Genomic DNA, 12,945 nt, shown 5'->3' on the forward strand with positions numbered 1-12,945 from the left:
CCGTCTTGTTATTGAGGTTCGAGGACCGGGAGGGGCTGGCTCCCGGCCTTGCTGCGCTTGATTGCTGGGTTCAGAGCCCCGTCTTGAAGGAGGTGTACATGCGCGTCATCTGGCGACGGATGTCGTTGTTGATGGCGTCGGGTGCGGCCATGCGCTTCATATCGGCGTCGCTTAGGAAGACGCTGGGGTTGTTGGCCACCTCGGGCTTGACGAATTTGCGCGACTCTTTGTTGGGGTTGGCGTAGAAGACCTTGTTGGTCAGGCTCGCGTGGACCTCGGGGCGCAGGATGTAGTTGATGAATTTGTAGGCGTTGCCGGGGTGGGCGGCGTCGGCCGGGATCACCATGGTGTCCATAAAGATGATGCCGCCGGTCTTGGGGATCAGGGCCTCGATTTTCTGACCCGTCTTGCCGTCGATCGCGCGCTGGCGGGCGATATTGATGTCGCCCGACCAACCCAGGGCCAGGCAGATGGAGCCATTGGCCATGTCATTGATATAGCCCGAGGAGCTGAACAGCGTCACATGCGGGCGAATGGGCTTGAGCAGGGCCGGCACGCCCGCATAGTCGCCCAAGCTCTTGCTATAAGGCGGCTTGCCGAGGTAGTGCAGGGCGGCGGGGATCACCTCGGTGGCCGAGTCCAGAAAGCTCACGCCGCAGCTCTTGAGCTTGGAGATGTACTCGGGTTTGAAGATCAGGTCCCAGACGTTGTCGGGCATGGGCATGCCACCCAGAGCGGCCTTGACCTTGTCCACATTGATGCCCACGGTGGTGAAGCCCCAGAGCCAGTTCACCATGTACTCATTGCCCGGGTCCAGCTTGGCCAGCTGGGCCTGCACATCGGGGTCGAGATTCTTGTAATTGGGGATCTGCGATTTGTCGATTTTGCGCAGCAGGCCGCCATCGGCCTGCAGCTTGGCCCAGTAGCTCGAGGGCACGACGATGTCATAACCCGTCTTGCCGGCGACCAGCTTGGCGTGGACGATTTCGTTATTGTCGAAATTGTCGTAGCGGACCTTGATGCCGGTCTCTTTCTCAAAGTTCTTGATCGTGTCCTCGGAGATGTAGTCCGACCAGTTGTAGACGTTCAAGACCTTCTCTTCCTCCTGCGCGCGGGCGCTGCCGGCTAGCAAGGCAGAGGCGGCCAGGGCCGCAAGAGCGAATCGAGAGAGCTGGCGGCGCAAGGGAGTCGTGGGCATATTCAAGTCTCCTGGGGCTGATGGGGTAGCAAAAATAGAGGGGAAAGCAACTGTGCGGGCCAGTCTAGGGCGAGGGACTTGGCGCCCCCATCCGCCCTAACCCCTAGCACCGCATAAGCGGGACACAAGCAAGTTCAAAGCCAGCCCAAGCCTTTGACTTGGTCCAGGGTGAGGTCCAGGCAGCGCTTGATCAAGACCATCATTTCGTCGATCTGGGCGCGGGTCATCACCAGGGGTGGCGCGACGATCATGCGGTCGCCGACGGCGCGCATGATCAGGCCGTTGCCAAAACAGTGCGCGCGGCAGAGCATGCCCACTTCCAGTGCGCCGTCGAAGCATTGGCGCTTGGCCTTGTCCTTCACCAACTGCACCGCGCCCATCATTCCGCAGGTCTGGATTTCGCCCACCAGGGGGTGCTCGTTCAATTCGGCAAAGCGCTGGGCCAGATAAGGCCCCAGGTCTTCGCGCACTTTGCGCACCACGTCTTGCTCGCGCAGCAGCTTGATATTGGCCAGGGCCACGGCGCAGGCCGTGGGGTGGCCGGAGTAGGTGAAGCCGTGGTTGAACTCGCCGCCTTGCTCGATCAAGACCTTGGCCACCCGTTCGCCCACCATCACTCCGCCCAGGGGGATGTAGCCCGAGGTCACGCCTTTTGCGAAGGTCATCAGATCGGGCTTGGTCCCCATGGTCTCGCAACCGAACCAGTTGCCGGTGCGGCCGAAGCCGCAGATCACCTCGTCGCTGACCAGCAGAACACCGTACTTGTCGCAGATGCGCTGAATCTCGGGCCAGTAAGTCGAGGGCGGCACGATCACACCGCCGGCGCCCTGCACAGGCTCGCCGATAAATGCGGCCACCCGTTCCGGGCCCACGGCCAGGATCTTGTCTTCCAGCCAGCGCGCGGCGGTGATGCCGAACTCCTCACGCGACTGCGTGCCACCCAGCTCAAACCAATGCGGCTGTTCGATATGGGTGATATTGGGAATCGGCAAGCCGCCCTGGACATGCATGCCGCTCATGCCGCCCAGCGAGGCGCCCGCCATCGTCGAGCCGTGATAGCCGTTGTTGCGGCCGATGATGACCTGGCGCTCGGGCTGGCCCAGCACATCCCAGTAGCGCCGCACCATGCGCACAATCGTGTCGTTACCTTCCGAGCCCGAGCTGGTGAAGAAGACATGCTGGAACTGCGGCGGCGAGATTTCGGCCAGCACCTCGGCCAGCTCGATGGCGGGCGTGGTGGCGGTCTGGAAGAAGGCGTTGTAGAAGGGCAGCTCGCCCATCTGCTTGGCCGCCGCGTCAATCAGGCTTTGCTGGCCATAGCCCACATTGACGCACCAAAGGCCGCTCATGGCGTCGAGGATTTTGTGGCCCTCGCTGTCCCAGAGGTAGATGTTCTCGGCCCGGGCTATGATGCGCGAGCCCTTCTTGGCCAGGCCTTTGAAGTCGGTGAAGGGGTGGAGGAAATGCTTGCTGTCGGCGCTTTGCCATTCAGCGGTGGAACGTGTGCTCATGGACGTTTCCTTTGATTCTTTGGACGGTGTGAAGGGCGGGCCACTCAGACGTGGAGCAGCAGATGCTCACGCTCCCAGGGCGAAATCACCTTCATGAATTCGGCGTACTCGATCTCCTTTATCTCGGTGTACACCGTCACAAAGGACTCGCCCAACACGGACGCTAACTCTTTCTCTTCACGCAGCAGGGTCAAGGCCTCGCCCAGGCTGCGGGGCAGCTGGAAGTCGCCGAGATAGGCGTCGCCCTTGCACTCCGGCGTGGGCTCGATCTGGTTCTTGATGCCCAGATAGCCGCAGGCCAAGGTGGCGGCCAAGGCGACGTAGGGGTTGGCATCGGCGCCGATGACGCGGTTCTCGATGCGCCGCGCATTGGGCTCGGCCAGGGGTGAGCGAATGCCTACGGTGCGGTTGTCCGTGCCCCATTGGATATTGATGGGTGCGGCCGTGTGGCGGGCCAGGCGGCGGTAGCTGTTCACATAGGGCGCAAACAAGGCCATGGCGGCCGGGGTGTATTTCTGCAGGCCGCCGATGTACCAGAAGAACTCCTTGGAGGGCGAGCCGTCGGCATTGCTGAAGAGGTTGCGGCCGGTCTTTTGATTGATCACGCTTTGGTGCACATGCATGGCACTGCCGGGCTCACCGGCGATGGGCTTGGCCATGAAGGTGGCGAACATATCGTGGCGCAGCGCGGCCTCACGCACTGTGCGTTTGAAGAAGAACACCTCGTCCGCCAGGCCTAGCGGCGCGGCGTGGAAGAAGTTGATCTCCATCTGGCCCGCGCCCACCTCGTGAATCAAGGTGTCGACATTGAGCTCCATCTTTTCGCAGTACTCGTAGACGTCCTCGAACAGCGGATCGAACTCGTTGACGGCGTCGATGGAATAGGCCTGACGCGAGGTCTCGGCCCGGCCCGAGCGGCCCACCGGCGGCTTCAAAGGCATGTCGGGGTCGGAGTTGCGCGCGACCAAATAGAACTCCAGTTCGGGCGCTACCACGGGCGACCAGCCTTCCGCTTCAAACAGGCCGCAGACCCGGCGCAGCACCGAGCGCGGTGCAAAGGGCACCAATTCGCCGTTGCGGTCGAAGCAGTCGTGGATGATTTGCGCCGTGGGGTCGACGGCCCAGGGCACCAGTCGAGCCGTGGTCGGGTCGGCACGCAGATGCATATCGCGGTCATTCGGGCTGATGACGTCGTAGTAAGGCCCCTCCTCGGGGAACTCGCCCGTCACGCCCATGGCCACCACGGCTTCGGGCAGGCGCATGCCGCGGTCTTCGGTGAATTTTTGACGGGGCAAGATTTTGCCGCGGGCCACGCCGGTCAAATCGGGGACCAGGCATTCGATCTCGGTGACGCGCTGCTCTTGCAGCCAGTTCTCCAGCTCGCTGAAGGTGAAGTTGTTTCTATCGACCATGAGTAACCTTTGTTCGTTGCAGACGGGCAGGGCGAGGCGACTGTGTGAATACGGCCTCGTCGCGCTGCCCCATCGCCCCAGAAGGGGACAGGGGTGCAGGTCTCAGGCACTAAGTCTCGGGATCGCGCACCGAGTCGTGGCGGATGGCCGCGACCTGGTCGCGGTAGTCGCGGCAGGCCTGACCGAAGGCCTGCAGCAAGGCCATGGAGACCGGGTTCTGCGCCGCCTGCCATTCCGGGTGCCATTGCAGGCAGAGCGAGAAGCCGGGGCTGCGTTCAATGCTGAAGGCCTCCACCAAACCATCGGGGGCCAGGGCCTCCACCCGCAAGCCGGGCGCCAGTTGCTTGACGCCCTGTCCATGCAGGGAATTGACTTCGACTGGGTGAAGTCCTAACAGTTTTTCCAAACGGCCACCGGGCTGGATGTTCACCTCATGCTGGACCGCGTAAGCGATCTCGGGCGGCTGCTCGGGCGGGGCGCGGTGGTCGCGCAAGCCGGGCTGCTCCTGCACGGCCTGGTGCAAGCTGCCGCCCAAGGCCACATTGGTTTCCTGAAAGCCGCGGCAGATGGCGAACAGCGGCAGGCCGCGCTCGACGGCCGCGCGAATCAGCGGCAGGGTCCAGGCATCGCGCGTCGGGTCCAGCGGCAACTCGGGGTTGTGCACCTCCTCGTCGAAGTGGCTGGGGTGCACATTGGAGGGCGAGCCGGTCAGCAAAACGCCGTGGGCCAGGGCCAGCCACTCGTCGAGCTCCTCGGGCGAGGCGCTGGGCACGACCACGGGCAGGCAGCCGGCCAGGCGCACGGCATCGATGTACTTCTTGCCGACGATGTGGAAGGGGTGATCGCCCACCGGGCGATTGCAGGCGGGGACCAGCACGACGGGTTTGGCCATAGGGTCTGGCAGATGTGAGTCGCGCATCACAGCATGTCCTTCAGTCGGTAATACAGCATGCCCAGGACCAGGGCGGGCATGCGGAACAGTTTGCCACCCGGGAAGGGCTGGTGGCGTAGCTTGGCGAACACATCGAAGCGTTCGGAATCACCTTGCATGGCCTCGGCCGCCACCCGCCCGGCCAGGCCGGTGAGCGCCAGGCCATGGCCCGAGAAGCCTTGCAGGTAGTAGATATTGCGAGCCCGGCCCAGGCGGCCAAAGTCGGGGGCGCGATTCATGGTGATGTCCACAAAACCACCCCATGCAAACTGCATGCCCAGATCGCTCAGCTGAGGGAAGCTGCGCAACAGATTGCGATGCATGCTGTCCTTCACCGAGCGCGGCGACATGGTGCTGTAGCTGACCCGGCCGCCGTAGAGCAGGCGGTGATCGGCCGTGGGGCGGAAGTAGTCGAGGATGAAGTTGGTGTCGCAGACTGCCGAGCGGCTGGGGATCAAGGCCTGGCAGCGCGCCGCGTCCATGGCCTCGCTGCAGACGATATAGGTGCCGACCGGCATGATGCGGGCCCCGAGCTGTGGCGCCAGTTGGGGCGCCACTTCGGGCAGATACACATTGCCGGCCAGCAGCACTTGCTGGGCACGCAGCTGGCCGCTGGCGGTGTGCAGGGTCAAGACCTGACCCTCGCCCTCGTCAATGCGGGTGACGGCGCTTTGCTCGCACAGGCGCACGCCCAGTTTTTGGGCGGCGGCCGCCAGACCCAGGCAGTATTTGAGCGGGTGCAGATGACCCGAGCGCGGGTCGTGCACGCCGGCCGTGAAACGCGGGCTGGCGATCCAGGCGCCGATGTCCTGGGGCGAGATCCATTGCAGCGGGTAGTCATAGACCTCGGCCATGCGCTGCTGCCACTGCCGCAGCTCGGCGGCTTTTTTCTCGTTGGTGGCCAGGCTCAGAAAGCCCGGCTGCCAATCTGCATCGATGCTGTGCTCGGCGCAGCGCTGCTGGAGTATGTCCAGCGCCTCCAGACTCATGGCCCAGACGCGCTTGGCATCGGCCAGGCCCAGCTGGCTTTCGATCTCGCTCTGGTCGCAGGCCAGGCCGTGGATGGCCTGCCCGCCGTTGCGCCCCGAGGCGCCGCCACCGACCAGGCCTGCTTCCAGCACCACCACCTTGCGCCCGGTTTGGGCCAGCTCGATGGCGGCCGAGAGTCCGGCCAGGCCGGCGCCCACAATGGCCACATCGGCGCTCAAATGCTCCTGCAGGGGGGCATAGGCCTCCAAGCGCGGGGCCGTCGCGACGTAGTAGGAGTCGCGGGTCAGATCACGGTCGATGCTCAGCAAGCTCATAAACGCTAGGCAAGTTTCCTTAGCTTCAAGCAGTGCGGCGCAGCGCCCCGCGCACGGTGTCGATGATGTGGGCGATGTGCTGGGGCTCGATGATCAGCGGCGGGCTCATGGCGATGGTGTCGCCGGTGGTGCGTATCAGCACGCCCTTGTCCCAGCAGTCCAGAAAGATGTTGAAGGCCCGCTTGGCCGGTTCACCGGGCAGGCTGGCCAGCTCGATGCCGCCCACCAGACCGATATTGCGCACATCGATGACGTTAGGCTCACCCTTCAGCGAATGCAGGGCCTCGGCAAACAGGGACTGCATCTGCGTGGCCCGGGTCAGCAAGCCTTCCTCGGCATAGGTGTCCAGCGTGCCCAATGCGGCGGCGCAGGCCAAGGGGTGGGCCGAATAGGTGTAGCCGTGGAAGAACTCGATCAGATGCTCGGGCCCGTTCATAAAGGTGTCGTAGATGCCTTGCTTGGCAAACACCGCGCCCATGGGCACGCAGCCATTGGTCAGGCCCTTGGCGACGGTCATCAGATCGGGCGTCACGCCGAAGGTCTGGGCGGCGAAAGGATTGCCGGTGCGGCCAAAGCCGGTGATGACCTCGTCGAAGATCAGCAAGATGCCGTGCTTGTCGCAGATTTCGCGCAAGCGCTGCAGATAACCCTGGGGCGGGATCAGCACGCCGGTGGAGCCGGCCACCGGCTCGACGATGACGGCCGCGATGGTCGAGGCATCGTGCAGGGCGATCAAGCGTTCCAGATCCTCGGCGAACTCGGCACCGTGGGCGGGCTGACCGACGGAATAGGCGTTGCGAGCCGGGTCATGGGTGTGGCGAATGTGATCCACCCCGCCCAACATGGTGCCGAACATCTTGCGATTGGCCACCATGCCACCCACCGAGATGCCGCCGAAATTGACGCCGTGGTAGCCGCGCTCGCGGCCGATCAGCCGGGTGCGGGCGCCTTCGCCACGCACGCGGTGGTAGGCAATGGCCATCTTGAGCGCCGTCTCCACCGACTCTGAACCCGAGTTGGTGAAGAAGACCTTGTTCAGGCCGGCCGGGCTGAGGGCGGCCAGGCGCTCGGCCAGCTCAAAAGCCTTGGGGTGGGCCATCTGGAAGGGCGGCGCAAAGTCCAGCTCGGCCGCTTGTTTCTGGATGGCTTGCACAATCTTGGGCCGGTTGTGGCCGGCGTTGACGCACCAGAGGCCGGCGATGCTGTCCAGCACCTGGCGGCCCTTGTCATCGGTGAAGTACATGCCGTCCGCGGCGGTGATCAGGCGCGGTGCTTTCTTGAACTGGCGGTTGGCCGTGAACGGCATCCAGTAGGCGTCGAGTTTGTTTTCGTCTGACATGGTGGGCTCCTTGATGGCTGGGCCGGCGCTGCTTTCAAGCGGTGCAGATGCAGCCGGCGATTGAACCCAGTCTAGACATTTGTGCGCGCAATGTGCTTGCGCTCTGGCCCCGGTGCTTTCCCGAGTTCTTGCAATTTCGTGCGAACATCAGGCTTCGATTTGCTTGAATCTGCGAAAAATGAGTTCAGAAGTGCAACTGGATGCGATCGACCGCAATATCTTGAACGAGCTGCAAAAGGATGGCCGGCTCTCCAATGTGGAGTTGGCGCGGGCGGTCCATCTCTCGCCCTCGGCCTGTTTGCGGCGGGTCAAACAGCTGGAAGACGGCGGGGTCATCGCCGGCTATGTGGCCTTGGTCAACCCCAAGGCGGTGGGCAAGCCGGGCATCAGCTACACCATCATCAATCTGGAACGCATGACGCCCCAGGCCTTGGGTGCTTTTGAGCAGGCGGTGCGTGACATCCCCGAAATCCTGGACTGTTTTTACGTGGCCGGGACCAACGACTATCTGCTGCGCTTTGCCTACCGCGATGCCGAAGACCTGGAGCGCCTGCACAGCGATGTGCTGATGCATCTGCCCGGCGTGGCTCGCTCCAACTCCATGCTGGTGCTGCGCACGGTCAAAAAGACGACGGCGTTTGACTTGTAGATTGAGCCCGGTCCTGGCGATTTGCGGATTTCGCCACGCTGCTGGCCGCACAGGCGGTGCCGCCCAGCCCAAGAGTTAGGCGATTGGCGTGGCCCCGGTGCCACAATCGAGCGCATGCAAGCACACCCTCCAATCTTTGAGCTGCCGTGGAGAGCCGCGGTGCAAGCGGGTGAGCTCGGTTTGTGGGATCTGCGGCATGAGTCGGAGACGGTTCAGCACTCGCCGCAGTGGAAGGCCCGTCTGGGTTTCCCCGAGCCGCAGCGCCCGGACAGCACGCATTTCTGGCGCTGCCGGGTCCATCCCGAAGATCTTGATCCCATGATTGCCGCCATGCGTGCCCATCTGCGGGGCGAGGCCGACAGCTACCAAGCGCGCTTTCGGCTGCGCAGCAATGGCTCGGGCTACCGCCTGCTTCAATCCCGTGGCCGCGTCGTTGCGCGCAATGCCCAGGGGCGGGCGCTTCGCATGGTGGGAACCATGATCGACTTGACCGATCGCCCCCTGACGCCCCGCGCTGGCCTGCCCGAAGGCCTGCGTGACCAGATGGAAGGCATGCCCTTGGAGCTGCCGTTTCACCAGTTGCTGAGCGATGAGCTGCCTGGCGTGGACCCTGAGCGCCTGCGCCAGGAGCGGGAGCTGGTGCTCAGCCAGGTGCAGGACCTGCTGCAGGCCTCGGCGGCGCAACTCGGCGGGCTTTGAGGCCTGGCTAGGGCCATTCTTGGGTCATCCTTGGCTCATTTCTGGGCCGCTTCGCCCAAAGCCTTAGCTCAGCAAGAGAACACCGAGGCCGACGATGGCGACGTAGATCAGCAAGGCCAGATGGGCCGCGTCCTCGATCAGGTCCATCCAATGGGGCGGCCACTGGATTTTGCGCCGACGCAGGCCGGGGAAGCCGTCCTCATCGTCGCGCGGCATGGGGGGTACAAAGCAATGCCTGGGATCCACCAGCGCAGCCGCGCGATGGCAGAGTTGGCGAATGGGGTTGCAGCTGTGACGGGCGTTCATGGCAAGCTCGATACGCAAGGCCAGGATGGCCTAAGTATGGAGCCGGGCGTCGCCCCTTGCCAGCAAAATATGAGTGTCGATTGGGCGTTATTGCCGAGATCTAGCTGGCTTGATTGCCGCGCGCCAGCCAGCTGCTGTGCAGACTGCCCAGCATGGGCAGCAGTTGCACGGCCATCATGCTGACAAAGATCAGGCCGCAGCCCAGCAGGCCTGCAGGGCTGAGACGGTCGCCCATCAGCACAAAGCCGAAGCCGGCGGCGAACAAGGTCTCGCTGGACAAGATGATGGCGGCGTCCGCCGCGTGGGCGTAGCGCTGGGCCACCACCTGGGCGGTGAAGGCCACGCCAACCGACATCACGCCGGTGTAGAGAATCGGCCAGGTGGCGGCCTGCAGGCCGGCCCAGGAATAGCTTTCAAACGCCAGCCCCCAGGCCAGGGCCACCAGGCCGCAAAACAGGAACTGGCCGCAAGCCACGGTGAAGGGCGCGGCCATGCGGTCGGCCACCCGGCCCACCATCAGCACATGCAGGGCCCAGGGCAGGGCGGAGACCATCACCCACAGGTCACCGACGCCGATGTCCAACTCTTTCGCGCCCGAAAGCAGAAAGGCCCCCACCAAGCAGGCCAGCGCGCCGGGCCAGACCGACCAATGGGGCAGCTGGCGCAGCAGCAGATAGCCCAGCACCGGCACCAGGGGCACGTAGAGGGCGGTGAGGAAGCCGGCATTGGTGACGGTGGTGTGAACGATGCCGATCTGCTGCATGGCCGCACCCAGCAGCAGCAAAAAGCCCAGGCCCATGATCTTGAGGCCATCGTGAGGCAGCAGGCCGCGCTGATCGGCTTTGAGCCGGCGCGACTCCAGCCAGGCCAGGGGCAGCACCACCAGGGCGCCGACAAGAAAACGCACGCCGGTGAAGAGCATGGGCCCGATATGTTCCATGCCATGGCTTTGCGCCACGAAGGCCGAACCCCAGATCAGGGCGATGAGGACGAGCAGAAGATTGGCGCGGATGCGGGACATGGCGGTGGACTCGGGCGGGCGTAACCGCGCATTATCCTCGGCCCCTGCCATGGCCTTCAGCCGCGCAGATAAGCCAGTTCCGCCTCGCTGAAGCCCGCCGCCTCGCGGGCGCTGAAGTTGAAGGGAGGGCGCAGGCGAGGTGCCTCGTAACGCGCCACCAGCTCGGGGTAGAGCGCAATGGGGTCGAGGCCGCGTTCGCGGCAGCAGTGGCGGTACCAGTGGTTGCCAATCTGCACATGGCCGATCTCATCGCGCAAGATCACGTCCAGAATCTCCACCGCGCGCGTGTCACCAGCCTTGGCCAGCTTGGCCTGCAGGGGCGGCGTGGCATCCAAGCCGCGTGCCTCCAGGGTGCGCGGCACCAAGGCCATGCGGGCCAGCACATCGCCGGCCGTGCGCTCGGCCATGGTCCACAAGCCGTCGTGCGCATCGAAGTCGCCGTACTGGTGGCCCAGGGTCTGCAGATGGCTGTGCAGCAGATTGAAGTGCAGGGCTTCTTCGGCCGCCACCTGCAGCCAGTCCAGATAGAACTGCTGGGGCATGCCGCTAAAGCGCCAGACCGCATCCAGGCCCAGATTGATGGCGTTGAACTCGATATGCGCGATGGCGTGGATCAGGGCGGCCCGGCCCTCCTGCGTGAAGGGCGAGCGATTCGGCACCTGCAGGGCCGAGAGCAGGCGGGGTTTCTCGGGCCTGCCGGGCAGCTCGGCTGGGCGAGTCAGCTGGGCCTGGGTGTCGAGGCGCTGGTCGAGCGGGATGCCGCTGCCGGCTTGCAGCTCTTGATAAAGCCGGGTGATGGCCTCAGCTTTGGGGGCGGGGTCGCGGATGCAGAGGATTTGCAGCGCTTGTTGGCGGATTTCCATGCCCCGATTATCGAACGCGGCTTGCCGCCCCTCTTGCCCCAGCTCAAGGGCAAAAGGCCCGCCCCGGCCGGAGGCGGGCTGCCTCGGTAAAATCACGCGTTTTTGCTTCACTATCAAGCCCTGTGTACCGCCTTCTTGCGCGGGCAGGGGCACGCCCAGGAGTTTGGAAATGGCTGTTTATCAATTGGCTGACGATGTGCCCGCACTGCACCCCAAGGCTTGGGTGGCGGAAAGCGCCGAAGTCATCGGCCGCGTCAGCCTGGGCGAGGACGTCAGCGTCTGGTTCAATGCCGTGCTGCGTGGCGATACCGAAAGCCTGACGATTGGCGCGCGCAGCAATATCCAGGATGCCTCGGTGCTGCACGCCGACCACGGCTTCCCCCTGGTCCTGGGCGAGGGCGTGACGGTGGGCCACAAGGTCATGCTGCATGGCTGCACCGTGGGTGACTATTCGCTGATCGGCATCGGCGCCATCGTGCTCAACGGCGCCAAGATCGGCAAGAACTGCCTGGTTGGCGCCGGCGCCCTGGTGACCGAGGGCAAGGAGTTCCCCGATGGGTCCTTGATCGTCGGCAGCCCTGCGCGGGTGATCCGCGAGCTGAGCCCTCAGCAGATTGAGGGCCTCAAACTGAGCGCCGCACACTACATCGAGAATGCCCGCCAGTACGCCACGGGCCTCAAGAAGATCGCTTGATCTCAGGTCATTCGAAGTACAACAAATCAAAGAAACGAGCGTCTGCCCATGAGCGAGCTGCATAAATTTTTGTTTGAAGGCCTGCCTGTGCGCGGCATGTTGGTGAGGCTCACCGACAGCTGGCGCGAGGTCCTCAAGCGCCGCGAGGCCGTTGGCGCCCACCCGCCCGAGCTGCGCGCCCTGTTGGGTGAGATGGCTGCGGCCGGCGTGCTGATGCAATCCAACATCAAGTTCAACGGCGCCCTGATTCTGCAGGTCTTCGGCGATGGCCCGGTCAAGCTGGCCGTGGCTGAGGTGCAGCCCGATCTGAGCTTCCGCGCCACCGCCAAGCTGGTGGGTGAGGTGCCGGCCGGCGCGCAGCTGGAGGCCATGCTCAATGTGCACGGCCAAGGCCGTTGCGCCATCACCCTGGACCCCAAGGACAAATTCCCCGGCCAGCAGCCCTACCAGGGCGTGGTGCCCCTGCATGGCGACCAGCGCGAGCCCTTGCAAAAGCTCTCCGAGGTGTTGGAGCATTACATGCTGCAGTCCGAGCAGTTGGACACCAAGCTGGTCTTGGCCGCCAACGACGAGATGGCCGCGGGCCTGCTGATCCAGCGCCTGCCTATCCAGGGCGAGAACAATCTGGAAGGCCAAGTGGCGGGTGCGCGCAACGAGGACGATATCGGCCTGTCCGACGCCTTCAACCGCATCAGCATGTTGGCCTCGACGCTCACCTCGGAAGAGCTGCTGGGCCTGGACGCCGAGACGATTTTGCGCCGCCTGTTCTGGGAAGAAACGGTGCGCCGTTTTGAACCCTTGACTCCCAAGTTCGCCTGCAGCTGCTCGCGCGAGCGGGTCGGGCAGATGCTCAAGGGCCTTGGGCGCGAGGAGGTGGACGGCATCGTGGCAGAACGCGGCCAGGTGGAGATTGGCTGTGAGTTCTGCGGCCTGCAATACCACTTCGACGCGGTGGACGTGGGCGGCTTGTTCGCCAGCGGCCAAACGCAGTCGGATGCCAGCGGCACGCTGCAGTAAT

At 64.2% G+C, this 12,945-nt stretch carries 13 protein-coding genes; 4 read left to right on the forward strand and 9 right to left on the reverse strand.

Translation table 11 applies throughout. The annotated features are described in order from the left end of the window. Positions 1–70: 70 nt before the first annotated feature. The 6 genes from DBR47_RS12175 to DBR47_RS12200 form a co-directional block, all read right to left on the reverse strand. The gene (locus tag DBR47_RS12175) at positions 71–1,198 is read right to left on the reverse strand and encodes a polyamine ABC transporter substrate-binding protein (protein ID WP_124450371.1); all 1,128 of its coding nucleotides are present in this window, start codon (positions 1,196–1,198) and stop codon (positions 71–73) included. 134 nt (positions 1,199–1,332) lie between these two features. Continuing rightward, the gene (locus DBR47_RS12180; RefSeq protein WP_124450373.1) at positions 1,333–2,709 is read right to left on the reverse strand and encodes an aspartate aminotransferase family protein; all 1,377 of its coding nucleotides are present in this window, start codon (positions 2,707–2,709) and stop codon (positions 1,333–1,335) included. A gap of 44 nt (positions 2,710–2,753) precedes the next feature. Next, positions 2,754–4,121, reverse strand: coding sequence for a glutamine synthetase family protein (locus DBR47_RS12185; protein WP_124450375.1), 1,368 nt, complete (start codon positions 4,119–4,121; stop codon positions 2,754–2,756). A gap of 109 nt (positions 4,122–4,230) precedes the next feature. Beyond that, positions 4,231–5,040, reverse strand: a complete 810-nt coding sequence (locus DBR47_RS12190; protein WP_231512276.1) for a gamma-glutamyl-gamma-aminobutyrate hydrolase family protein — start codon at positions 5,038–5,040, stop codon at positions 4,231–4,233. Next, positions 5,040–6,356 carry an FAD-binding oxidoreductase gene (locus DBR47_RS12195; protein WP_124450377.1) on the reverse strand — a complete coding sequence of 439 codons (1,317 nt, stop codon included), beginning with the start codon at positions 6,354–6,356 and terminating at the stop codon, positions 5,040–5,042. The genes DBR47_RS12190 and DBR47_RS12195 overlap by 1 nt, the downstream gene beginning before the upstream one ends. Before the next feature lie 25 nt (positions 6,357–6,381). Continuing rightward, positions 6,382–7,695: an aspartate aminotransferase family protein gene (locus DBR47_RS12200; RefSeq protein ID WP_124450379.1), complete on the reverse strand. Its 1,314-nt coding sequence runs from the start codon at positions 7,693–7,695 to the stop codon at positions 6,382–6,384. A gap of 178 nt (positions 7,696–7,873) precedes the next feature. Here DBR47_RS12200 and DBR47_RS12205 point away from each other — a divergent pair, with 178 nt between their 5' ends. Together DBR47_RS12205 and DBR47_RS12210 are read left to right on the forward strand one after the other, a co-directional pair. Beyond that, positions 7,874–8,344, forward strand: coding sequence for an Lrp/AsnC family transcriptional regulator (locus tag DBR47_RS12205; RefSeq protein ID WP_124450381.1), 471 nt, complete (start codon positions 7,874–7,876; stop codon positions 8,342–8,344). A gap of 159 nt (positions 8,345–8,503) precedes the next feature. Continuing rightward, positions 8,504–9,043, forward strand: a complete 540-nt coding sequence (locus DBR47_RS12210) for a PAS domain-containing protein (protein ID WP_197047027.1) — start codon at positions 8,504–8,506, stop codon at positions 9,041–9,043. Between the two features lie 63 nt (positions 9,044–9,106). On the opposite strand, the gene DBR47_RS12215 is transcribed toward DBR47_RS12210, so the two are convergent. The 3 genes from DBR47_RS12215 to DBR47_RS12225 all read right to left on the reverse strand — a co-directional run bounded on the left by DBR47_RS12215 (position 9,107) and on the right by DBR47_RS12225 (position 11,233). Further along, entirely contained in the window at positions 9,107–9,349 is a 243-nt protein-coding gene (locus tag DBR47_RS12215) for a hypothetical protein (protein WP_124450385.1), read from the reverse strand. A 100-nt stretch (positions 9,350–9,449) separates the two neighbouring features. After that, complete coding sequence (locus DBR47_RS12220; protein ID WP_124450387.1) at positions 9,450–10,370, reverse strand: DMT family transporter; 921 nt, start codon at positions 10,368–10,370, stop codon at positions 9,450–9,452. 56 nt (positions 10,371–10,426) lie between these two features. Next, positions 10,427–11,233: a ferritin-like domain-containing protein gene (locus DBR47_RS12225; protein ID WP_124450389.1), complete on the reverse strand. Its 807-nt coding sequence runs from the start codon at positions 11,231–11,233 to the stop codon at positions 10,427–10,429. Between the two features lie 169 nt (positions 11,234–11,402). Between DBR47_RS12225 and DBR47_RS12230 the strand changes: the two genes are divergently transcribed. Then, positions 11,403–11,927 carry a gamma carbonic anhydrase family protein gene (locus DBR47_RS12230; RefSeq protein ID WP_124450391.1) on the forward strand — a complete coding sequence of 175 codons (525 nt, stop codon included), beginning with the start codon at positions 11,403–11,405 and terminating at the stop codon, positions 11,925–11,927. Positions 11,928–11,975: 48 nt separating this feature from the next. Further along, entirely contained in the window at positions 11,976–12,944 is a 969-nt protein-coding gene (locus tag DBR47_RS12235; RefSeq protein ID WP_124450393.1) for an Hsp33 family molecular chaperone HslO, read from the forward strand. Position 12,945 lies beyond the last annotated feature (1 nt).

Origin of the sequence: Paucibacter sp. KBW04 (genome assembly GCF_003852425.1) — a bacterium.
In the GTDB taxonomy this organism is placed as follows: Bacteria; Pseudomonadota; Gammaproteobacteria; order Burkholderiales; family Burkholderiaceae_C; genus Paucibacter_A.